General features: G+C 59.9%; 22 protein-coding genes. 8 read left to right on the forward strand and 14 right to left on the reverse strand.

From position 1 onward, the window contains the following. Positions 1-76: 76 nt before the first annotated feature. Complete coding sequence (locus tag AB4N41_RS09315; protein ID WP_016772323.1) at positions 77-805, reverse strand: carbonic anhydrase; 729 nt, start codon at positions 803-805, stop codon at positions 77-79. Between the two features lie 237 nt (positions 806-1,042). After that, complete coding sequence (locus AB4N41_RS09320) at positions 1,043-2,101, reverse strand: PA0069 family radical SAM protein (protein ID WP_252877195.1); 1,059 nt, start codon at positions 2,099-2,101, stop codon at positions 1,043-1,045. Between the two features lie 271 nt (positions 2,102-2,372). Between AB4N41_RS09320 and AB4N41_RS09325 the strand changes: the two genes are divergently transcribed. Then, positions 2,373-2,648: a hypothetical protein gene (locus AB4N41_RS09325; protein ID WP_095182282.1), complete on the forward strand. Its 276-nt coding sequence runs from the start codon at positions 2,373-2,375 to the stop codon at positions 2,646-2,648. 59 nt (positions 2,649-2,707) lie between these two features. Here the strand turns inward: AB4N41_RS09325 and AB4N41_RS09330 are convergent, their stop codons facing one another. The 3 genes from AB4N41_RS09330 to AB4N41_RS09340 are packed head-to-tail and all read right to left on the reverse strand — an operon-like array spanning position 2,708 to position 6,555. Further along, positions 2,708-4,009: a c-type cytochrome gene (locus tag AB4N41_RS09330; protein WP_252877196.1), complete on the reverse strand. Its 1,302-nt coding sequence runs from the start codon at positions 4,007-4,009 to the stop codon at positions 2,708-2,710. A 12-nt stretch (positions 4,010-4,021) separates the two neighbouring features. Next, the gene (locus AB4N41_RS09335) at positions 4,022-5,806 is read right to left on the reverse strand and encodes a GMC family oxidoreductase (RefSeq protein WP_110599617.1); all 1,785 of its coding nucleotides are present in this window, start codon (positions 5,804-5,806) and stop codon (positions 4,022-4,024) included. A gap of 2 nt (positions 5,807-5,808) precedes the next feature. Further along, on the reverse strand, positions 5,809-6,555 hold the full coding sequence (locus AB4N41_RS09340) for a gluconate 2-dehydrogenase subunit 3 family protein (protein WP_095182280.1): 747 nt from the start codon (positions 6,553-6,555) through the stop codon (positions 5,809-5,811). Between the two features lie 280 nt (positions 6,556-6,835). Here AB4N41_RS09340 and AB4N41_RS09345 point away from each other — a divergent pair, with 280 nt between their 5' ends. Next, the gene (locus tag AB4N41_RS09345; protein WP_252877197.1) at positions 6,836-7,483 is read left to right on the forward strand and encodes a phosphatase domain-containing protein; all 648 of its coding nucleotides are present in this window, start codon (positions 6,836-6,838) and stop codon (positions 7,481-7,483) included. 5 nt (positions 7,484-7,488) lie between these two features. On the opposite strand, the gene AB4N41_RS09350 is transcribed toward AB4N41_RS09345, so the two are convergent. The 3 genes from AB4N41_RS09350 to prlC form a co-directional block, all read right to left on the reverse strand. Next, positions 7,489-9,516: a M3 family metallopeptidase gene (locus AB4N41_RS09350; RefSeq protein ID WP_252877198.1), complete on the reverse strand. Its 2,028-nt coding sequence runs from the start codon at positions 9,514-9,516 to the stop codon at positions 7,489-7,491. A 113-nt stretch (positions 9,517-9,629) separates the two neighbouring features. After that, the gene (locus AB4N41_RS09355; RefSeq protein WP_016772316.1) at positions 9,630-9,920 is read right to left on the reverse strand and encodes a YheV family putative zinc ribbon protein; all 291 of its coding nucleotides are present in this window, start codon (positions 9,918-9,920) and stop codon (positions 9,630-9,632) included. Then, a complete protein-coding gene (prlC, locus tag AB4N41_RS09360; protein ID WP_252877199.1) occupies positions 9,917-11,968 on the reverse strand; it encodes an oligopeptidase A in 2,052 nt (683 codons plus the stop codon). The genes AB4N41_RS09355 and prlC overlap by 4 nt, the downstream gene beginning before the upstream one ends. Before the next feature lie 89 nt (positions 11,969-12,057). Here prlC and AB4N41_RS09365 point away from each other — a divergent pair, with 89 nt between their 5' ends. Then, positions 12,058-12,603 carry a gamma carbonic anhydrase family protein gene (locus AB4N41_RS09365; RefSeq protein ID WP_150637331.1) on the forward strand — a complete coding sequence of 182 codons (546 nt, stop codon included), beginning with the start codon at positions 12,058-12,060 and terminating at the stop codon, positions 12,601-12,603. 28 nt (positions 12,604-12,631) lie between these two features. After that, entirely contained in the window at positions 12,632-13,282 is a 651-nt protein-coding gene (locus AB4N41_RS09370; RefSeq protein ID WP_150743239.1) for an HAD family hydrolase, read from the forward strand. A gap of 99 nt (positions 13,283-13,381) precedes the next feature. Here the strand turns inward: AB4N41_RS09370 and AB4N41_RS09375 are convergent, their stop codons facing one another. Next, the gene (locus tag AB4N41_RS09375) at positions 13,382-14,473 is read right to left on the reverse strand and encodes an aminopeptidase (protein ID WP_252877200.1); all 1,092 of its coding nucleotides are present in this window, start codon (positions 14,471-14,473) and stop codon (positions 13,382-13,384) included. 58 nt (positions 14,474-14,531) lie between these two features. Between AB4N41_RS09375 and AB4N41_RS09380 the strand changes: the two genes are divergently transcribed. Together AB4N41_RS09380 and AB4N41_RS09385 are read left to right on the forward strand one after the other, a co-directional pair. Next, the gene (locus AB4N41_RS09380) at positions 14,532-14,954 is read left to right on the forward strand and encodes a PA0061/PA0062 family lipoprotein (protein ID WP_056791288.1); all 423 of its coding nucleotides are present in this window, start codon (positions 14,532-14,534) and stop codon (positions 14,952-14,954) included. A 39-nt stretch (positions 14,955-14,993) separates the two neighbouring features. Then, a complete protein-coding gene (locus tag AB4N41_RS09385) occupies positions 14,994-15,413 on the forward strand; it encodes a PA0061/PA0062 family lipoprotein (RefSeq protein ID WP_095182275.1) in 420 nt (139 codons plus the stop codon). A gap of 7 nt (positions 15,414-15,420) precedes the next feature. Here AB4N41_RS09385 and AB4N41_RS09390 read toward each other — a convergent pair whose 3' ends face one another. Continuing rightward, positions 15,421-15,660: a DUF1161 domain-containing protein gene (locus AB4N41_RS09390; protein WP_252877201.1), complete on the reverse strand. Its 240-nt coding sequence runs from the start codon at positions 15,658-15,660 to the stop codon at positions 15,421-15,423. 240 nt (positions 15,661-15,900) lie between these two features. Then, entirely contained in the window at positions 15,901-16,332 is a 432-nt protein-coding gene (locus tag AB4N41_RS09395; RefSeq protein WP_150637338.1) for an OsmC family protein, read from the reverse strand. A gap of 240 nt (positions 16,333-16,572) precedes the next feature. Between AB4N41_RS09395 and AB4N41_RS09400 the strand changes: the two genes are divergently transcribed. After that, entirely contained in the window at positions 16,573-17,574 is a 1,002-nt protein-coding gene (locus AB4N41_RS09400; RefSeq protein WP_056791299.1) for an LLM class flavin-dependent oxidoreductase, read from the forward strand. Positions 17,575-17,738: 164 nt separating this feature from the next. On the opposite strand, the gene AB4N41_RS09405 is transcribed toward AB4N41_RS09400, so the two are convergent. Together AB4N41_RS09405 and AB4N41_RS09410 are read right to left on the reverse strand one after the other, a co-directional pair. Next, a complete protein-coding gene (locus AB4N41_RS09405) occupies positions 17,739-17,963 on the reverse strand; it encodes a DUF1161 domain-containing protein (RefSeq protein WP_071173980.1) in 225 nt (74 codons plus the stop codon). Between the two features lie 129 nt (positions 17,964-18,092). Then, the gene (locus AB4N41_RS09410; protein ID WP_016772305.1) at positions 18,093-18,308 is read right to left on the reverse strand and encodes a dodecin; all 216 of its coding nucleotides are present in this window, start codon (positions 18,306-18,308) and stop codon (positions 18,093-18,095) included. Between the two features lie 166 nt (positions 18,309-18,474). On the opposite strand from AB4N41_RS09410, the gene AB4N41_RS09415 reads away from it, so the two are divergent. Then, on the forward strand, positions 18,475-18,801 hold the full coding sequence (locus tag AB4N41_RS09415) for an ElaB/YgaM/YqjD family protein (RefSeq protein ID WP_039757078.1): 327 nt from the start codon (positions 18,475-18,477) through the stop codon (positions 18,799-18,801). Here AB4N41_RS09415 and AB4N41_RS09420 read toward each other — a convergent pair. Continuing rightward, the gene (locus AB4N41_RS09420; RefSeq protein WP_252877202.1) at positions 18,774-19,691 is read right to left on the reverse strand and encodes a LysR family transcriptional regulator; all 918 of its coding nucleotides are present in this window, start codon (positions 19,689-19,691) and stop codon (positions 18,774-18,776) included. The two genes, AB4N41_RS09415 and AB4N41_RS09420, sit on opposite strands and share 28 nt — an antisense overlap. Positions 19,692-19,712 lie beyond the last annotated feature (21 nt).

Raw genomic sequence — 19,712 nt, forward strand, 5'->3', positions numbered from 1 at the left:
AGTTTTCTTCAGGCGTGGCGAGGCCGGACCGCTGAATCAGCGGCCGGCGTCATACCACACAGATTGTTGGGAAGATTTAGAAGCGCGCTTTGGGCGTCGCCACAGGAATCGGATGGCTGCCGTCGAGAGGCAGGAAACGACCCTGGTCCGCGTCGTAAGCTTTGATTTCGCTGGTTTCGATGTTGTAGACCCAGCCATGGATGAACAGATGACCGTTCGCCATGCGCGAGGCTACCGAAGGATGGGTACGCAAGTGCTGCAGTTGGGCGATGACGTTTTCCTCGGTGAGGATCGGCATGCTGTCTTTTTCGTCGGTGCAGTTGCAGTTGTCGTGCACCATGGTTTTCGCGACTTCAGCGTGGCGCAGCCAGGCTTTGACCGTCGGCATTTTTTCCAGGCTGTCGGGGTTGAGTACCGCGCGCATGGCGCCGCAATCGGAGTGGCCGCAAATGATGATGTGCTGCACGCCCAGCGCCAGTACCGCGTATTCGATCGCGGTGGAGACGCCGCCGTTCATCTGACCGTAGGGCGGCACCACGTTGCCGACGTTACGGGTAACGAACAGATCGCCCGGCGAGCTCTGGGTGATCAGCTCGGGAACGATGCGCGAGTCGGCGCAAGTGATGAACATCGCCTTGGGCGCCTGAGCGGTGGCGAGCTTCTTGAACAGTTCTTCCTGCTGCGGAAAAACGTCATGATGAAAGCGTAAAAAGCCATCAACGATCTGTCGCAGTGCTGCATCGGCGGATTGTGCTTCAGGGCTTTGCGCCGAGGCAGCCAACGACTGTTTATCCTTGTCACTCATGATTCATCCTCTTGTGCGGATTCAGGGAGTCTTCCCCGGTATTCCGGTATGAAGCCAGTGGCTGTTTAAACCATCCGGGTCATCCCGACCCGTCAGTCACTCGATGAACAAGGTAGCCGCCGAAACTTAACTGAAACTGAATCAAACGCTCTAGAACGTGTGTTCCAGGTCACAAAAAACGTGACTGGCGTGTTTCGGCGGAAGGATTCCAACCCGTCAACCCAAAGCCAATTGTCGCTAAATCAACGACATCTGGCGACCCGGCGGACAGAAGGCCGAGCAGTCGAGGTTATAGCCCTCGCGTTTGTTCAGGCCAAGCTTTTTGATGGCCTTGGCAAATCTTTGTGCGAGCAGGTCTGCAAACGGTCCTTCACCGCGCATGCGCGCACCGAAACGGCTGTCGTAGAGTTCGCCGCCGCGACTCTGGCGGATCAGGCTCAGCACATGGGCGGCACGTTGCGGATAGTGCGCCTGCAACCACTCCTCGAACAGCGGCGCGACTTCCAGCGGCAGGCGCAGCATCATGTAGGCAGCGCTTTGCGCACCGGCGGCGTGGGCCTCGGTGAGCAGGCTTTCGATCTCACTGTCATTGATCATCGGAATCATCGGCGAACACAGCACGCCTACTGGAATGCCTGCTTCGTGCATCACCCGGATCGCACGCAAGCGTGCCTTGGGCGCAGCGGCGCGTGGTTCAAGGATGCGTTTGAGTTCGTCGTCCAGGGTGGTCAGGCTGATCATCACCGACACCAGCCGTTGCTGCGCCAACTCGGTCAGCAAATCGAGATCGCGCAGAATCAGCGAACCTTTGGTGACAATGGTCACCGGATGCCGGTAACGCAGCAGCACTTCCAGGGTCTGACGGGTGATTTTGTATTCGCGCTCGATGGGCTGATACGGGTCGGTATTGGAGCCGAGATTGATCGGCGCACATTGATAGCCGGGTTTGCTCAGTTGTTCTTCAAGGATCTGGGCGGCATTGGTCTTGGCAATCAGCCGGGTTTCGAAATCCAGGCCCGGCGACATGTCCCAATAGGCGTGGCTGGGGCGTGCGTAGCAATAGATGCAGCCGTGTTCGCAGCCGCGATAGGGATTGAGCGAACGGTCGAAGGGCAGATCCGGCGAGGTGTTGCGGCTGATGATCGATTTGGCCTTCTCGATGATCACTTCGGTGTTTTGCGTCTCTGGCACTTCCTGATACCAGCCGTCGTCCTCGGCCACCGAACGACTGGGCGCAAAGCGGTTGTGCGGGTTGGTCGCGGTGCCGCGACCGCGAGGTGGCAATGGAATAGACATGAAAACGCCCCGATACTGTATATGCGCACAGTATCGGGGCGATCGTCATCTGGCTAGTGCCGCCGGGCGAGTGGTCAGTTGTGGTTGTTCATGTCCGCTATGTTCGCGGAGAGGAACAGCATTCAGGGCTTTCTCTGATCGTAACCGACGTTCTCACAACTGTGTGCACATACACCCTGTCAGATATGACAGTAGACGTGGTTGCAAGCGCCGTCTTAGGTTAAAGCCTCATGACTAATAACGTCTTGCCAACCGGAATGGATTGAATGTGATGCCAATCAGAATTTTGCTTGAAATTGCAGACATGGAACGCGACGGAAGTCCCGAGGTTGTTTTTTATCATTATGGCGATAACGCCACCGAAATGATGGACTACGACTACGCGCTATTTGCCTCTTCATCGCAGGCAAACGATCGCTATGACCTGCTTTCCGAAGAGGTTATCGATAGCGACGGGGATGGCGATATCGATAACCATGACAAGAGACTGTACTTGCAGTTGGCGGATGCGTTTGTGCAGTTCAGAGGTCTGAAATCGACACGATGAACACCGCTGACTCAACATGCGAAGTCATGTCGTGCCAGCGGTCTGTCGACACATTTCGCTCAGTTATGCGAGGTGAGCTGCCCAAGATCGTCACCGGAGGTCTGCTTCATATCCTCCGTACGCAACTCGGCAACATCGGCAGCTTTCACCGGCGCACCCTTGTTGCCCCAGCTGCCACGGATGAAACTCACCACATCCGCGACTTCCTGATCCGACAGGCGCCAGGCGAAACCGGGCATTGTGAAGGTCGATGGCGCGGTGTGCGTTGCCGGCAAAGTCCCGCCCTTGAGCACGATATGAATCAGCGAGGTCGGATCGTCGGTTTGCAGCACCGGATTGCCCGCCAGCGCCGGGAACACCCGTGTGTAGCCATGGCCGTCGGTACGGTGGCAGGCGGCGCAGTTGTCGATGTACACCGACGCGCCGCGTTGGCTGTCGTCGCCGTTCCACAGCGCTTTGGCCACTTTCTCGTCGTACTGATGCGGCTGATCCGCCGGGTCATTGGCCGGCAGTGATTTGAGATAGCGGGCAATCGCGGTGAGGTCGGCGTCGCTCATGTACTGCATGCTGTGGGTGACCACATCGCTCATGCCGCCGAACACTGCGCTGCGATCACTGCGCCCGGTCTTGAGGAATTGCACCAGTTGTTCTTCGCTCCAGCTGCCGAGGCCATCCTTGTGATCGCCGCGCAGGCTCTTGGCGATCCAGCCTTCCAGCGGCGCACTGCCGGCGAGGAATTCGCTGCCGTCCGCCGCGCTCAGGGATTTTTCCTGCATGGTCAGCGCACGCGGGGTGTGACAGGCGCCGCAGTGGCCGAGGCCTTCGACCAGGTACGCGCCACGATCGATCACCGGATCGGCCGACGTGGCCTGGTAATCCTCGACCTTCGGCGCGAACAGCCAGCGCCAGCCCATCAGCGGCCAGCGCATGCTCAACGGCCAGGGAATGTCGCTGGCCTTGTTCTCCTGCGCCACCGGTTCGACGCCGTGCATGAAGTAGGCGTACAGCGCTTGCATGTCGGCCTGGTTGACCCGCGCGTAGGACGGATACGGCATCGCCGGGTACAACGTGCTGCCGTTTTTGGCCACACCGTGGCGCACGGCCTGATCGAAGTCTTCGAAGCTGTAGTCGCCCAGACCGGTCTTGTCCGGGGTGATGTTGGTCGAGTAGATCGTGCCGATCGGCGTCTCCATTGGCAGACCGCCGGCGAACGGCTTGCCGCCCTTGGCCGTGTGGCAGGCCACGCAGTCACCGGCGCGGGCAAGGTATTCGCCTTTTTTGATCAAGGCTTGATCAACTTCAGCCGCATGGATAGCGGCGCTGCCAAGCAGCGCCAGGGTCGCGATAACGAAAGTTTTCATGGTCATCGCTCCTTAAGCCTGTACCAGCGGGCCGGGGTTTTTCAGGTATTGCTCGCGGATCGCTTTTGCCGACCAGTAGGTCAGCGCCGCCACCAGCCCGGTCGGGTTGTAGCCCAGGCCCTGCGGGAACGCCGAGGCGCCCGGGACGAATACGTTGTGCACGTCCCAGCTCTGCAAATAGCGGTTCAGGGCGCTGGTCTTCGGATCGGTGCCCATGATTGCGCCACCGTTGAGATGGGTGGTCTGGTACGAGGCGGTGTTGAAGTGGTCGCCGACCTGCTTGCCGATCACCGCGATCGCTTTCGGGCCCATGGCTTGGGCGATCTTGCCCATTTTCTCGACCATGAAGCGGTTCATCTTGATGTCGTTTTCCTGCCAGTCGAAAGTCATGCGCAGCAGCGGCAGGCCGTAGGCATCGCGGTACACCGGATCGAGATCGAGGTAGTTGCCACGGTAGGATTGATGCGCGCCGTGGGCGTCCATCGACACCTGGTGGGTGTAGTAATCGGCGGTGGCGCGTTTCCATGCGCTGCCCCAGGCCGGTGTGCCCGGCGGGTTCGAGGTGCCGGCAATCGGTCGACTGCCAGCCTGGTTGACCCACATCGGCGAACCGCCGACGAAGCCGTGCGGGCCGTGGTCGAAGTTGTCGGCGTTGAAATCGTCCACCGCCACGCCGTTGCCGCCAGCGCCGATGAAGTTGTTGGTGTGGGTGTCCTTGTCGAAGAAGGCCTTGATGGTGGCCATGTTCTGGTAGGCGAAGTTACGCCCGACCACGCCTTCGCCGCTGATCGGGTCGTACGGTTTGCCGATCCCGGACAGCAGCATCAGACGCACGTTGTGCAACTGGAATGCGCCGAGGATCACCAAATCCGCCGGCTGCTCGATCTCGCGGCCCTGGCCGTCGATGTAGGTGACGCCGGTCGCTTTGGACTTGCTGCTGTCGAGGTTGACCCGCAGCACATGGGAGTTGGGCCGCAGTTCGAAATTCGGCAGGGGCTTGAGCGCCGGCAGAATGTTCACGTTCGGCGAGGCCTTGGAATACATGTAGCAGACGTAGCCGCTGCAGAACCCGCAGAAGTTGCATGGCCCCATCTGTGCGCCGTAGGGATTGGTGTACGGCCCCGAAGTATTAGCCGAAGGCAGGTTGTAGGGTTTGTAACCGACTTCTGTGGCCGCTTTGCCGAACAGCTGTGCGGATACGGTGTTCTTCTGCGCTTGAAGCGGGAACGGGTTGGAACGATCCGCCGCGTATGGGTTACCGCCCTTGCCCTGACCAACCAGTTGGCCTTTCACCGTCCAGGCCTGGCCGGAGGTGCCGAAGACTTTTTCCGCGAAGTCGAAAAACGGTTCCAGCTCTTCATAGCTGACGCCGAAATCCTGAATAGTCATGTCTTTGGGGATGAAGCTTTTGCCGTAGCGTTCTTCATAGTGGCTGCGCATGCGCAACTCGATCGGGTCGACACGAAAGTGCACGCCCGACCAGTGCAGACCGGCGCCGCCGACGCCATTCCCCGGCAGGAACGCGCCCAGCTGGCGGTTGGGCAGGGCGATGTCGTTGACGCTGTGGCGAATGGTCACCGTCTCTTTGGAGATGTCCTGAAAGAGTTTCTTGCGCACGCTGTAGGTGAGTTCGTCGATCACCTGCGGATAGTTGCCGTCGGGGTAGGTGTCCTGCATCGGCCCGCGCTCCAGCGCCAGCACGTTGAGGCCCGCCTCGGTGAGCTCCTTGGCCATGATCGCGCCGGTCCAGCCGAAACCGACGATGACTGCATCAACCTTCTTCATTACCGTTGCCATGCTTACGCCCTCTCGCCGCGAATCGACACTGCCGGGAAGGGGTATTGCTCGTTGCGTTCCACCCAATCCATGAAATCGGCGCGGGCGCCGGGGAAACCGATCATGGTCCAGCCGACCATGCCTTTATTGCCACCGTGGATCGGGTCGCAGAAGAACCCTTCCTTGGTGTTTTGCAGCAGCAGATTGAAGAAAATCTTCGCCGGCACCGCATCGAACTGCGGCTTGCCGGCTTCGAGTTGCTTGAGCAAATCGTCTCGGGTAGCGCTGTCTTGCTCGGCAAATGTTTTACCGCTCAGACCTTTTACCCACTGATCCGTGGCGGCGATGCCGAGGCGATAGATGTCTTTGGGCACCAGTTTGCTCTGCCAACCCATCTCGGGTGCGGCGTCGGCATTGAACGGGCCTTGCATGTACCACAGGGCACCGGCGGCGTACGGGGTGTTCATCTGCCGGTCGATGTATTCCGGCACGCCGGCTTCGAGGGCACCGGGGCCTTGTGCGTCGTTGGGGATCAACTGGGCGACGGCGGCGTTGATGAATGCCCATTCTTCGGCGGTGAAAAAGCTCGGCTGATAATCACCCGCGCCAACAGCGGCAGGTTTTGCTGCGGCCGGCGCCGGTGTACTTTCAGGTGCGGCTTGCAGCACGCTGCTGCCCAGGCCGGTACCGGCAAGCGTGACCACCGGAATCAGGGTCAGGGATTTGCGCAAGAACTCACGCCGCGGGTTGTCTCGATCTTGATCAGACATGGGGGGCACCTCATCAGGCATAGAAGTCAGCCGCTTCTGCGAGCAGCTCGAGGAATTTTGCGTTGCGACGATCAGGGTCCGGTCGGGTAAAAGCCGTTCCCTCTGCAACATCATGTGACAAATGGTAGCAGGCTAAGCATCAAGAAAAACCGTTTGCACGGAAAAAAGCCCGGCGAGGCGCCGATTCACGTTTCTTTGACGGCCGGCTCACGGCGCGTTGACCGCTCAAAAGCGAAGCTGCAATTCCTCCCATGAAGATTGCCGAAACGGTCAGCCCAGCATGTCTCGAGTGCGCTTTTTCCCCGCGTTATGTTTTTCGCTTGTTGCACTGTTGCATGGCATTGCCGCCCGGGCGGCCGACGCCACGCCATCTCGCCCGGCCGAGTGGGCACAGCCGGTTGAGGCGCAGTTCAACCTGTTCCGCATGTCACCGACGCTGTATCGCAGCGCCTTGCCCAGCCGCAGTGCGGTGCCGCTGTTGAACGATCTGCATGTCGTCACCGTAATCAACTTCCTGCCTGACGCTGATAGCGACTGGCTCTCCGCGCCGGGCATCAAGCAGGTGCAACTGCCGTATCGCACCAACCACGTCGACGACAGCGATGTGCTCAAGGCTCTGCGCGCGATTCAGTCCGCCGAAGCCGACGGCCCGGTGCTCATGCACTGCAAGCACGGTTCTGACCGCACCGGTCTGATGGCGGTGATGTACCGGGTGGTGGTGCAGGGCTGGAGCAAAGAGCAGGCGCTCAAGGAAATGACCGAGGGCGGTTTTGGTGACAGTCAGCATTTCCACGACAGCGTGCGCTACGTGATGCAGGCCGATGTCGATCGGTTGCACGAAGCCCTGATCAATGGCGAATGCAGCACCAGTGCATTCGCCATGTGTTCGATGAAAAACTGGTTCGACTCGGCGCACGTCCAGCGTTGATCAGTTCAATCGGCTGGCGCAGGAAACAGTGCGCTGTCGATGGGTTTTCCGAGAAAGGCTTGCAGTGCGGCGGGCAGTGCCTGCCTGTCCCCCGAGAGCAGGTGTTCGCGCATGTCGCGGCCCGTCTGTTCGTTGAACAGACCTTCACGTTCGAAGCGCTTGAACGCCTCGCTCGCCAGCACACCCGACCATTTGTAGGCGTACAGCGAAGCCTCATAACCGGTAACCAGATAATCGCAGCTGTTGGCGAAGCGGCAGTAGGCCGGGATGGACAGGTGCGCGAACTCACTTTGCACATCCTCGACTACTTGCTGAACAGTGCGACCGTCACCGTGACAGCGGTGCAGTTCGAAGTCGACCAGCGCGTTCAGCAACAGCATTGCCGTCTCCCGGCTGCGCTGGATGCCTGTGGCGGAAAACGCGGTATTGGCCTGCGCTTCGGACAGACGCTCACCGCTCTGGTGATGCGTACCCAGCCAGCGCAGGAATTGCCCGGATAACGCCCATTTTTCGAACAGTTGCCCGACAAACTCGGCAGCGTCGCGGCTCAGATGCGAAATGCCGGACAGGTTGTAATGCGGCGAACGCGTCAGCACGTGATGCAGGCAATGGCCGAATTCGTGCAGCAGAACGCGCAGATCCTGCGGATCCAGCAGGTGCGTTTGCCCGTTTTCCGCTGCCGGGTAATTGCATTGAAGCGAGGCAATCGGCAGTAATGGTCGGCCTTCGGCGGTGATCCGTCGATTGCGCAGTACACCGGTCCAGGCATAGTCGTTGCCCGCGTCGCGGTGGAACGGGTCGATGTAGATGTAACCAACCGGTTGCTGACGCTCGCTGATTTCGAACAGGCGAACATTTTCTGCGAAACGCTCGTGGACGGTATTTTCGCTGATGCTGATACCGAACATATGCTCGCTGAAACGGCAGAGGCTGTGCAGTGTGGCTTGCAGCGCGAAGAACTCGCGCAGGTCCTGCTCCGCGCCGCCGGACTGCTTCAGGCGTAATTGCTCGGCGAGGAAATCGTGATCCCACGCTTCTAGCTGTTCAACCCCGTGCTCGCGGGCCAAGGCCTGCAAATCATCGGTCTCGCCCGCCAGTGACACGGCATTGCGGGCGATCTGCTGGCGCAGAAAACGGCCAACCTGATCGGTACCGGTAGCCATACGGTTGTGCAGGCGCAGATGGGCAAAGTTGTCAAAACCCAAGAGCCGGGCTTTGGCATGACGTGCGGCCAGCAGCGTCTGCAAAACCGGCCCGTTATCGAAGCGACCGGCCTGTGGCCCCTGATCCGAAGCGCGGGTGCACCAGGCTTTGAAATACTCCTCGCGCAGTCCGCGGTGTTGTGCCCGCCTCATGACCTGTTGGTAAGTGTTCTGATCCAGGGTCAGCCGCCACCCGGGCAGGCCGGCCTTGTGGGCATTGGCGGCCAGATGCGCCCGCATTTCGGCCGGCAGTCCCGCCAATAGCGCGGCATCGTCGATGTCCTTGCTCCATGCCGCGTTGACCGATTTGAGGTTGCTCATGAAGCGCTTTTCCAGCAGATCGATTTCGCCGTTCAATCGCGCCAGATCCTTGCGCTGCGCACTCGACAATTCGCTTCCCGCCAAGTGAAACCGGCGCAGGATTTTCGCCAGCGAGGCTTTGCGTGCATCACTGAAGCTGGCGGCTATGGAGCTCTGTGCCAATCGTTGATAAACCTGGAGCAACTGTCGATTGCCGGCCTTCGCAGTCTTGTAACGCTGCGCGGCGTGCGTACTCAGGGCTTCCTGCATCAACCACTGGGGCTCATCGGCATGACTGATCGAGAGGAATTCGATGATCGCCATGGTTTCATCCAGGCGCGCATCGGCTTCATCGATGGCAATTACCACGTCGTCCCAGTTGGGATGATCGACCTGAGTGGCGATGACGTTTTCGATGATCAGCAGGTTGTCGGCAACGATGCGCTCGACTGCTGGCAGCAGATGTTCGGCGCGTATCGCCGCCCAGGGCGGCAACTGCCAATGTTGCAGGAGTGGGTTGGTGTCAGGCATGGCGTCTTCCGTGAGAGAGGGCTGGATTGGCCAGCCTAATCAGGAAGCGCAGAGGCAAGGTGGTGGATAGATACCGCCACCTGCCGACGATGATCGGCAGGCAGCGGTCGTTGTCATTGTTGCTCGTCGGGCTTTTTCTTCAACTTGGGGTTGGGGAAGAACTGCACCGCCTGAACCTTTTTGTCGGCGGCAGGCTTCAGCGCGCTGGTATTGACCCGCGTGCCCAGCTCTTTGGGCACCGACAGGCCTTGCTCGTTGAGCGTGTCGGAGTAACCGCAGGCCACGCATTCGCGGTGCGGCACGCCGTCTTCGTTCCACATCATCAACTTGTCCGGCTCGCTGCACGCCGGGCAGACCGCCCCGGCGATGAAGCGCTTCTTGGTGATCACAGGGCCGTCGCTCATGCTGCCGCGTCCTCACTCAGGCCGCTGTGGCGAAGCAGCGCGTCGATCGACGGCTCACGGCCCCGGAAGTCGACGAACAGCACCATCGGTGCCTGGGAACCGCCGCGCGCCAGAATCGCTTCGCGGAACGCACGACCGGTTTCAGCGTTGAGCACGCCGTCCTCCTCGAATTTCGAGAAGGCGTCGGCGGACAACACTTCGGCCCACTTGTAGCTGTAGTAACCGGCTGCGTAACCGCCGGCGAAAATGTGCGCAAAGCTGTTAGGGAAGCGGTTGTACGCCGGTGGACGCATCACCGACACCTCGTCACGCACGCCCTCCAGCACTTGGGCCACGCTGCGGCTATCGCCGTGGGTGGCGTGCAGTTCGAAGTCGAACAGCGAAAACTCCAGCTGACGCACCATCATCAGCCCGGACTGGAAATTCTTCGCCGCGAGCATTTTTTCCAGCAGGTCCTGCGGCAGTGGCTCGCCGGTCTCGTAGTGGCCGGAGATCAGCGCGAGGCCTTCCGGCTCCCAGCACCAGTTTTCCATGAACTGGCTCGGCAGCTCGACCGCATCCCAGGCCACGCCATTGATGCCGGATACGCCAGCGTGTTCGACGCGGGTCAGCAGGTGATGCAGGCCGTGGCCGAACTCGTGGAACAGCGTGGTCACTTCATCGTGGGTCAGCAGCGCAGGCTTGCCGCTGTCGGCCGGGGTGAAGTTGCACACCAGATTGGCGACTGGGCTTTGCAGCGCACCGTCGACGGTGCGACGACGGTCGCGGGCGCCGTCCATCCATGCGCCGCCACGCTTGTTGGCGCGGGCATACAGGTCGAAGAAGAAGCGGCCGACGTGCTGGCCGTTTTCCTTGATCTCGAACAGGCGTACGTCCGGATGCCAGGTGTCGAAGCCTTTCTGCTCGGCGATCTCGATGCCGTACAAACGCTGGACGATGGCGAACAGACCGCTCAGGACTTTATCGATCGGGAAGTAGGCACGCAGGGTTTCCTGAGCAACGCTGTAACGCTGCTCGCGGAGTTTTTCACCGTAGAAACCGCTGTCCCAGCTTTGCAGATCGGCGCAGCCCTGTTCGGCGGCGTAAGCGCGCAGCTGTTGCAGATCCTGCGCGGCGAACGGCTTGCTGCGCTGGGCCAGATCACGCAGGAAGCTCAGCACCTGATCGCTGGATTCGGCCATTTTCGTCGCCAGGCTCAGTTCGGCGAAACTGGCGAAGCCCAGCAGTCCGGCCAGTTCCTGGCGCAGGTCGAGGATCTCTTCCATCACCGGGCCGTTGTCGTTCTGCCCGGCATTCGGGCCTTGATCCGAGGCACGGGTGCAGTAGGCGGCGTAGACTTCTTCGCGCAGCGCGCGGTCTTGCGCGTAGGTCATCACCGTGTAATAGCTGGGGAATTCCAGAGTGATCAACCAGCCATCCAGACCTTTGGCCTGGGCGGCGGCAGCCATTTGCGCCTTGGCCGAATCGGTCAGGCCGGCGAGGGCGGCTTCATCGGTAATATGTTTGGTCCACGCCTGAGTGGCGTCGAGCAATTGGTTGGAGAAGCGGCTGCCGAGCTCGGACAGCTTGCTCTGCACTTCGGCGTAACGTTTCTGCTCGGCTTCCGGCAGATCGATACCCGACAGACGGAAATCGCGCAGGGCGTGTTCCAGAATGGTTTTTTGCGCGACGTCGAAATTGGCAGCTTCCGGACTGTTGGCCAGCGCTTCATACGCCTGGAACAGTTCGCGGTTCTGGCCCATCTCGGTGGAGTAGGCGCTCAGAGCCGGCAGGCACGACTCGTAGGCTTCACGCAATTCGGCCCTGTTGCACACGGCGTTAAGATGGCTGACCGGGCTCCATGCCGCACCGAGGCGATCGTTGAGTTCGTCCATCGCCAATACCAGACCGGCCCAGGTCGGGTTCTTGCCCTGGGTCTTGAGAATTTCGGCGATGGCGGCGCGGTTGTCCGCGAGAATGGTTTCGATGGCGGGCAGGACGTGTTCGGCACGGATCGTGGAGAACGGCGGCAGGTCGTAGGACTGCAAAAGAGGGTTGTTCACGCTCACGGTTGGCACCTTGGCTGGAAGAAACATGCGCCCATCTTAATTACAATCGACACTCACCGCAGCTATCGGCGACAGAGAGAGAACTAATCGTGTCCCTTCGCAAATACCAAAATCACACCCCCCGCTTGAGCAACGGCGCATTCGTCGACGGTTCGGCGGTGGTGATCGGCGACGTCGAAATTGGCGCAGACAGCTCGGTCTGGCCGCTGACGGTGATCCGTGGCGACATGCACCGCATCCGCATCGGTGCGCGCACCAGCGTGCAGGACGGCTGTGTGCTGCACATCACCCACGCCGGCCCGTTCAACCCGGACGGTTTTCCCTTGCTGATCGGCGATGACGTGACCATCGCCCACAAGGTCATGCTGCACGGCTGCACCGTTGGCAGCCGCGTATTGATCGGCATGGGCAGCATCGTCATGGACGGTGCCGTGGTGGAAGACGATGTGATCATCGGCGCCGGCAGCCTGGTGCCGCCGGGCAAGCGCCTGCAGAGCGGCTTCCTGTATGTCGGCAGCCCGGTCAAGCAAGTGCGCCCGCTGACCGAAAAGGAAAACGCCTTCTTCACCTACAGCGCGGCGAATTACGTCAAGCTCAAGGACCTGCATCTGGCCGAAGGCTACGACCAGCTCTGAATCGCCCTACACCTGCTCGGGAATTTCCATGCATTACCAGACTGTACTGTTCGACCTCGATGGCACCCTGACCGACCCGCGTGAGGGCATCACCCGCTCAATTCAATTTGCCTTGGCCAATCTCGGCATCGACGAGCCGGACCTGAGCAAACTGGAACACTTCATCGGCCCGCCGCTGCTGCAAGCGTTCATGCAGTTTTACGACTTCGACGAGGCCAAGGCCTGGGAAGCGGTGAATTTTTACCGCGAGCGCTTCAAGGTCACCGGCCTCTACGAAAATCGGGTGTTCGACGGGGTGACGCCGCTGCTGGAGACCTTGAGCGGGCAGGGGCGGCAGTTGTACATCGCAACGTCCAAGCCTTGGGTGTTCGCCCGCGAGATCGCCCGGCACTTCGACTTCGCCCGCCACTTCAAGGTGATCTACGGCAGCGAGCTGGACGGCACGCGGACCAACAAGGTTGAGCTGATTGCGCACCTGCTTGAGGAAGAACGCCTGGACCCGGCACAGACCCTTATGATCGGTGATCGCAAGCATGACCTGATCGGCGCCCGCAGCAACGGCCTGGATGCGGCGGCGGTGGGCTATGGGTTTGGCAGCTTCGAGGAATTGAACGCCGAATCGCCGGCTTATCACTTTGAAACTTTGAATGCGTTGCATCAGGCTTTTTTGCAGCGCTGAGCAGATGGCTATCGCTGGCAAGCCAGCTCCCACAGGTTAGCGATTCTTCAGGCTCACCGCTGTCCCTGTGGGAGCTGGCTTGCCAGCGATGAGGCCCGTTCAGCCGCTGGTGGACTCAGGAACTGCCAAGGCCCTCAAAGCCGCCTTACGCTCATCAACCGGCAATCGCCCCAACCGCTCAACCTCGGCATAGAACCTTAGCCAATCCCCTTCTACTTGGCGGAACACCGCCGCGAACGCCGGCACCCACTGGTCATACAGCCCGAACGGCAACAGTCGCGCGTTGTTCAGCGGCGCATTGACCCAGGCGTCATAGCGCTTGTCTCCGGCCCACTGACTGTCGCGCATTACCCGATACTCCCGGCGCAAGCGCTCGAATTCAGCTGCTTTGTGCTCACGCATTTGCTCAACCGACAGCGGCTGCGCATACAGCGTCTCCAGTCGTGAACGCGTGGCGAGTACCAGTTCGATGAACTGGTCACGCTGCTTGAGCCTGGCATCCGACTCCGCTGGCAGCCCACGAAATGCGCGCCACTGCCGCGTGCTTTCCTGCTCGACGAAGGTGGCGAATGACTCGTTGAACTCGGTGTCGTCCTTCACATAGAACTTCTGGTGCGCCAGTTCATGAAAGATCAGCGTGGCCAGTCGCTCATCGCCCCAGCCCATCATCGAATTGAGGATCGGGTCATTGAACCAGCCGAGCGTCGAGTACGCCTCGACCCCGCCGATCGACACGTCCATGCCCTGCAAGCGTTGAATCGCCGCTTCGCCACGGGCTGCGCTCTGGCTGTAGTAGCCGCGATAGGCCACGCAGCCGGCAATCGGGAAGCAGTGATTCTGCGGTGTCAGGGAGAACTCTTGAGTAGCGAACACATTCCACACCACGTAAGGGCGATGGATATCGGCGTACAGGCGATAGCTCTGGTTATCCGGCAAATGCAGATGCTCGCTGGCAAAGGTACGGGCCTTTTGTGATTGAGCCAGATGCGCGCGCAATTTGGCATCGCGGCTGGGGTCGGCAATGACCTTCTCCACCGGCTCCCGGGCGCGCAGCAATTGCAACTGGCCGCTGGCGAGCTGGCTGTAATAGCTGACGCTGGCGCAACCGTTGAGCAACAAAAACAACACACCCGGAAACAAAATCGGAAAAACGCGATCAAGTAACCCAAGGCTGGAAAACGGCCTGATCAAAATAAGAAATTCCCCGGAAAGTCTGCCCCAAGACTATCCCGCCTCAAGGAGCACCGCTATGCGCATGTTCATGCTGACAGGAGGCCTGCTGACGCTGGCCGGTTGTGCCGGATTCGGAATGCCCGACCCCGACCCCTCGCAAGCCTGGATCGATCTTGACGCTCGCCAACACGACACGGCGCTGCAAGCCGTTCAAGTCGATGCCACCCAGGCCATCGACAAACGCTATTTCGAAGTGCAGCCCGGCAGCCATGAGCTGAAGGTGCGCTATCAATTCCCGGTCGAGGCCACCAATATCGGCCCGACTGCCGAACCGCTGTGGCGCGATTGCCAGTTGAGCGTGAAATTCAAGGACTTCAACGCCGGCCAGCGCTATCAGCTGCAGGCTGGCAGCATCGGCTTCAGGCCTTGGGCCAAGCTGTATGACGAACAGCGCAAGGTTGTCGGTCAGGGCACACCGGCGGGCTGTCAGAGCAGTTGATCGGCGCTATGCTGGAAATCCCGTCTAAGGATATCGATCATGCGCAAGTTGACGACATTGCTGGCCGCCAGTGTGCTCGCCGGTTGTCAGAGCCCGTTGCCGGCGGCCGATCCAGACAAAGCCTGGGTCGACTTCGCCATGCCTACCCCCGGCGGCAAGGTGCTGATGGCCGAGCGCCTGGATAAACAGCGCTCGCGCGACGGACGGTTTTTTCAGGTGACGCCCGGTAGTCATGAGCTCACCGTGCGCTTTGACTTCGAAGTATTCGGGGGTGGTCAGGGCATGGATACCGATCCGCAAGAGCGGCTGTGTTACATGACCGTGCCCTATGAACACTTCGAGGCCGGGCAGCGTTACCGCCTTGAGGCCCGATCGCTGGCCTTCACGCCAAGTGCACGCTTGATCAATCGTCAGGGGCAGATCGTTGCCAACGAGCGGCAGATCAATTGCGTGCCGTGATAGGCAATCAGCTATCGTTTTTCTGATAGATGATTCGCTTGGTGCCGTTCTCGCAAGTACCGACGATCATGGCCGAGTCATGCTGCTTCGCCTCTTCCGCCGTGATGATTTCAAGGGTGTACGTTGGCACCGCTTTCGCCTGAATTTTGACCTCGATTTCCTTTCTAAGCTCCTCGCATTTTTTGGGGGCTGCGATTGCGGACGTGGCCAGTGCACTGCAAAGGATCGCCAAGCCAATACGTTTCATCGATGAAGCTCCTTGAGGCAGCGCGCACGGGTGTGCGCTGAAGCTGCTTTCGATTATTCGACCACATTTCTGCAGAGCGGGTTCTGACTTTGCTCACACCTTGTATTAATTGCCGGCCGCTGAGCTGGTTTCGAGACTGCCTTCGCGAGCAGGCTTTTTCCCACACTGAATCTGCGTCGTGCACAAATCCCCTGTGGGAGCGAGCCTGCTCGCGAAGGCGTCAGCCCTGCAAACGCCCAATCAGCTGACCAGCGAAGCCTCAAGCGTGATCTTCGCATTCAACACCTTGGAAACCGGGCAACCTTCCTTGGCCTTGTTGCTCAGTTCTTCAAACTGCTGCTGAGTTGCGCCTGGAATCTTCGCCTTGAGAATCAGCTTTACCGCAGTGATTGCGAAGCCGCCGTCAACCTGATCGAGGGTGACTTCAGCGTTGGTGTCGATGCTGTCTGCCTTCAGGCCGGCATCGCCGAGAATCATCGAAAACGCCATGGAGAAGCAGCCGGCGTGAGCCGCGCCGATCAGTTCTTCCGGGTTGGTGCCCTTGCCGCCCTCAAAGCGCGCCTTGAAGCCGTACGGTGCTTCCCGCAGTACGCCGGTTTCGGTGGAGATCGAGCCGAGACCGGTTTTCAGATCGCCTTTCCAATGCGCCGATGCCTTTTTCACGATAGCCATGTCTGCCTCCTCAAATGTGGCGCGGAACGCCGCGCCGTCGCGGTTTTTACTAGCAAGGCTTCTGAGGATAGACGGCGGAACAAAGTTCAGCCTGGCTGAATCGTTGACTTTTTTAGTAGGAAATGTCGCCGCTGCTATTGAATCTCGGGTATATGCCCTCATTCCATAAAACACGCTTATGGATTTGGCAGGTTTTCGCTCGCAAGAAAAACCTGCCTCCCCACCCGGAGATGCAGGTTCATGAAAAAACTGTCCGACGTAAAATTTTCCACCCTCGACCTGGTGCCAGTGCGCGAAAACGGCAGCGCGGCGCAATCGCTGCGCAACTCGCTGGACCTGGCGCAGCATGCCGAGAAATTCGGCTACACGCGCTTCTGGGTCGCCGAACATCACAACATGGACGGCATCGCCAGTTCGGCAACTTCGGTGTTGCTCGGCTATCTGGCCGGAGGCACGTCGACGATCCGCGTCGGTTCCGGCGGGGTAATGCTGCCCAACCATGCGCCGCTGGTGATCGCCGAGCAGTTCGGCACCCTCGAGAGCCTGTACCCGGGACGGATCGACCTGGGTCTGGGCCGCGCGCCCGGCTCTGACCAGATGACCGCCCGCGCCTTGCGCCGTGAGCGCTCGGGCAGCGCTGACGACTTCCCTGAAGACGTTGCCGAACTGATGCGCTACCTCGGCCCGCGCACCCCGGAGCAACGGGTGATCGCCATGCCCGGCACCGGCACCAACGTGCCGGTCTGGCTGCTCGGCTCAAGCCTGTTCAGTGCGCAATTGGCGGGTGAGCGCGGCTTGCCTTACGCCTTCGCCTCGCACTTCGCGCCGCGCTTCATGCACGAGGCGATCCGCATCTACCGCAATCACTTCAAACCGTCGGCGGTGCTCGACAAGCCGTACGTGATGCTCGGCGTGCCGCTGGTGGCAGCGGATACCGATGAGCAAGCCGATTACCTGGCGACGTCTGTGTACCAGCGCATTCTTGCGCTGATGCGTGGCCAGAGCCTGGTGCAGCGTCCACCGGTGAAAACCATGGACGGCCTGTGGCTGCCCCATGAACGTGAAGCGGTGGGCGATTTCCTCGGTCTCGCCATGGTCGGCGGCCCGCAGAAGATCCGCGCCAAGCTTGAGGTGTTGATCGAGCAGACCCAGGCGGACGAGCTGATTTTCACCAGTGATCTTTACGAACACGCCGATCGCATCCATTCCTACGAATTGTTGGCCCAAGTCATGAAGGGATAACGCGAACCCTTGTAGGAGCTGTCGAGTGCAACGAGGCTGCGATCTTTTGATTATGATTTGAAATCAAGATCAAAAGATCGCAGCGTCCCGCAGCTCCTACCCGGAAAATCATCGTCCACAAAAAAGCCGACGCATCCACGTCGGCTTTTGTATTTCAGGCGCAATCAACCTCGCTTGTAGACGATGTCCTTGCTGCCGCCTTCGCAACTGCCGACGACGTCGCCATCAGCGGCCGCACCCTTGTCGACAACTTCCAGCGAATAACCGGATACGCCTTTGGCGTCGAGCTTCGCGGCGATTTCGCTTTTCAGCTCTTCACAAGGCTTCCCGGCTGCAAACGCACCACCCGCAAGGCTCAACAAACCTACTGCCAACATGAACTTCTTCATCGGTCGCACTCCCTGGTCGGATTGAATGAGGCGGGCATCGGGTCATCCACCCGATGCGCTCACCTTGTAGCGCTTTGCCATTCCCTATGGCACTCGGCCAGCGCGCAAGTTCAGAAGACTAGCTCAAACTCAGCTGGCGGCAATCTTGAAGCCGACTTTCAGCGTTACCTGAAAGTGCGCCACCTGGCCGTTTTCGATGTGGCCACGGGTTTCGGTCACTTCAAACCATTCCAGATTGCGCAGGGTTTTGTTGGCTTCGGCCAGTGCGTTGTTGATGGCGTCTTCGATGCTGGTGGTGGACGAACCGACCAGCTCGACTTTCTTGTACGTGTGATGGTCACTCATGGCGTTCTCCTTGGGTTGGAATGGCGTGTGAAATTGAGCCTAGCAGGCAATTGCACTGTTGATTTCGGCGCCTCTGCGCTGCCGAAGTTCAGAATTTCTGCACTTTCTCGAAGTGGTGAAGTCCCAACCAACACACGCCACTCATCACCAATGCAGGAGAGCCACCATGGCCAACACCTCTTTACGTAAAGCCTCGTTGCAAAGCATGGAAGCCGAGATCGAGAGTCTGCTCAAATCGTTGGAAAGCTTGAAAGACGATGCTTCGGACGAGTCGCGCAAGACCCTCAAGGCGCTGAAAAGCAATGCCGAAAGTGCATTGAAACATTCCCGTCATCTGCTCAGCGACGCGTACGAAGAAGTCAAAGTGAAAACCCGCGAGACCGGCATTGCCACTCGTGATTACGCGCAGGAACATCCTTGGACCACAGCCGGTGTGGCTGTCGGTGCAATCGGTCTGCTCGCTGCCTACTTTTTGTTCAAGCGCGGTGAGTGATCAGGCTGGCGCAGCTCGTTTTTGAGCCACTGCGCCAGTTGCCGGGCGCGCCCGTCCGCGGCGCGCTTGGGTAGCCACAACGCCAGTTGCGCCGGGGTTTCGCAGAAGCCCCACGGCGCAACCAGGCGACCCGCCTTCAGGTCTTCAGTTACTAACGGCTCCGGTGCGATTGCCACGCCGAGACCTGCAACAGCCGCCTCCAGCAAATAATACAAATGCTCAAAACCTTGCCCGAGCTTCAACGCCTTGGAATCGAGGTGGTTTTGCTGTGCCCAGCTGGGCCAGGCTTGCGGGCGAGAGGTGGTGTGCAGCAAGGGCTGCTTGAGCAATTCTGCGCCAGGAGCGTCGTGCAGGTTCTGATAACCGCTGAATAACGGGCTCATCACCGGGCCGATGCGTTCCGCCGCCAGTTCATAGACCTGCATATCGGCCGGCCACGGTGGCTCGGCGAACAGCAATAGCGCATCGAGTCCCGGGCGCCGAGGGTCGAGATCGCCTTCACCGGCCGACAGGTGCAGTCGCAGATCAGGCAAATCGGCATTCAACCGCCCCAGGCGCGGAATGAACCAGCGCGCCAGCAGACTCCCCGAACAACCAAGCACGAACGGCGCATCGGCAGTGCTTTGGGTCAATTCCGCACAAACAGTGCGCAAGCGATCGAACGCCTCAGCGCTGGCATCGCGCAGACGCACGCCGGCATCTGTGAGTTTCAAGCCGCGCCCATCCTTCACGAACAGACTCACGCCGAGATGTTCTTCAAGCGCTTTCAGCTGGCGGCTGACCGCGCCGTGAGTGACATGCAGCTGCTCGGCAGCCTGACTGACGCTGTTCAGACGGGCGGTGGCCTCGAAGGCGCGCAAGGCATTGAGCGGGGGAAGGTCGTGGCTCATGGTATCTGTGAGTTTTCCTGA

Source organism: Pseudomonas sp. S2_A10 (genome assembly GCF_054668465.1).

Coding starts and splice junctions, on each gene's coding strand:
- AB4N41_RS09385 (WP_095182275.1), top strand. CDS start 14,994: ATGCGCAAGTTGACGACATTGCTGGCCGCCAGTGTGCTCGCCGGTTGT.
- AB4N41_RS09320 (WP_252877195.1), bottom strand. CDS start 2,101: ATGTCTATTCCATTGCCACCTCGCGGTCGCGGCACCGCGACCAACCCG.
- AB4N41_RS09350 (WP_252877198.1), bottom strand. CDS start 9,516: ATGCCTGACACCAACCCACTCCTGCAACATTGGCAGTTGCCGCCCTGG.
- AB4N41_RS09330 (WP_252877196.1), bottom strand. CDS start 4,009: ATGAAAACTTTCGTTATCGCGACCCTGGCGCTGCTTGGCAGCGCCGCT.
- AB4N41_RS09315 (WP_016772323.1), bottom strand. CDS start 805: ATGAGTGACAAGGATAAACAGTCGTTGGCTGCCTCGGCGCAAAGCCCT.
- AB4N41_RS09410 (WP_016772305.1), bottom strand. CDS start 18,308: ATGAGTGACCATCACACGTACAAGAAAGTCGAGCTGGTCGGTTCGTCC.
- AB4N41_RS09420 (WP_252877202.1), bottom strand. CDS start 19,691: ATGAGCCACGACCTTCCCCCGCTCAATGCCTTGCGCGCCTTCGAGGCC.
- AB4N41_RS09335 (WP_110599617.1), bottom strand. CDS start 5,806: ATGGCAACGGTAATGAAGAAGGTTGATGCAGTCATCGTCGGTTTCGGC.
- AB4N41_RS09400 (WP_056791299.1), top strand. CDS start 16,573: ATGAAAAAACTGTCCGACGTAAAATTTTCCACCCTCGACCTGGTGCCA.
- AB4N41_RS09340 (WP_095182280.1), bottom strand. CDS start 6,555: ATGTCTGATCAAGATCGAGACAACCCGCGGCGTGAGTTCTTGCGCAAA.
- AB4N41_RS09355 (WP_016772316.1), bottom strand. CDS start 9,920: ATGAGCGACGGCCCTGTGATCACCAAGAAGCGCTTCATCGCCGGGGCG.
- AB4N41_RS09415 (WP_039757078.1), top strand. CDS start 18,475: ATGGCCAACACCTCTTTACGTAAAGCCTCGTTGCAAAGCATGGAAGCC.
- AB4N41_RS09325 (WP_095182282.1), top strand. CDS start 2,373: ATGCCAATCAGAATTTTGCTTGAAATTGCAGACATGGAACGCGACGGA.
- AB4N41_RS09380 (WP_056791288.1), top strand. CDS start 14,532: ATGCGCATGTTCATGCTGACAGGAGGCCTGCTGACGCTGGCCGGTTGT.
- AB4N41_RS09390 (WP_252877201.1), bottom strand. CDS start 15,660: ATGAAACGTATTGGCTTGGCGATCCTTTGCAGTGCACTGGCCACGTCC.
- AB4N41_RS09345 (WP_252877197.1), top strand. CDS start 6,836: ATGTCTCGAGTGCGCTTTTTCCCCGCGTTATGTTTTTCGCTTGTTGCA.
- AB4N41_RS09370 (WP_150743239.1), top strand. CDS start 12,632: ATGCATTACCAGACTGTACTGTTCGACCTCGATGGCACCCTGACCGAC.
- AB4N41_RS09405 (WP_071173980.1), bottom strand. CDS start 17,963: ATGAAGAAGTTCATGTTGGCAGTAGGTTTGTTGAGCCTTGCGGGTGGT.
- AB4N41_RS09395 (WP_150637338.1), bottom strand. CDS start 16,332: ATGGCTATCGTGAAAAAGGCATCGGCGCATTGGAAAGGCGATCTGAAA.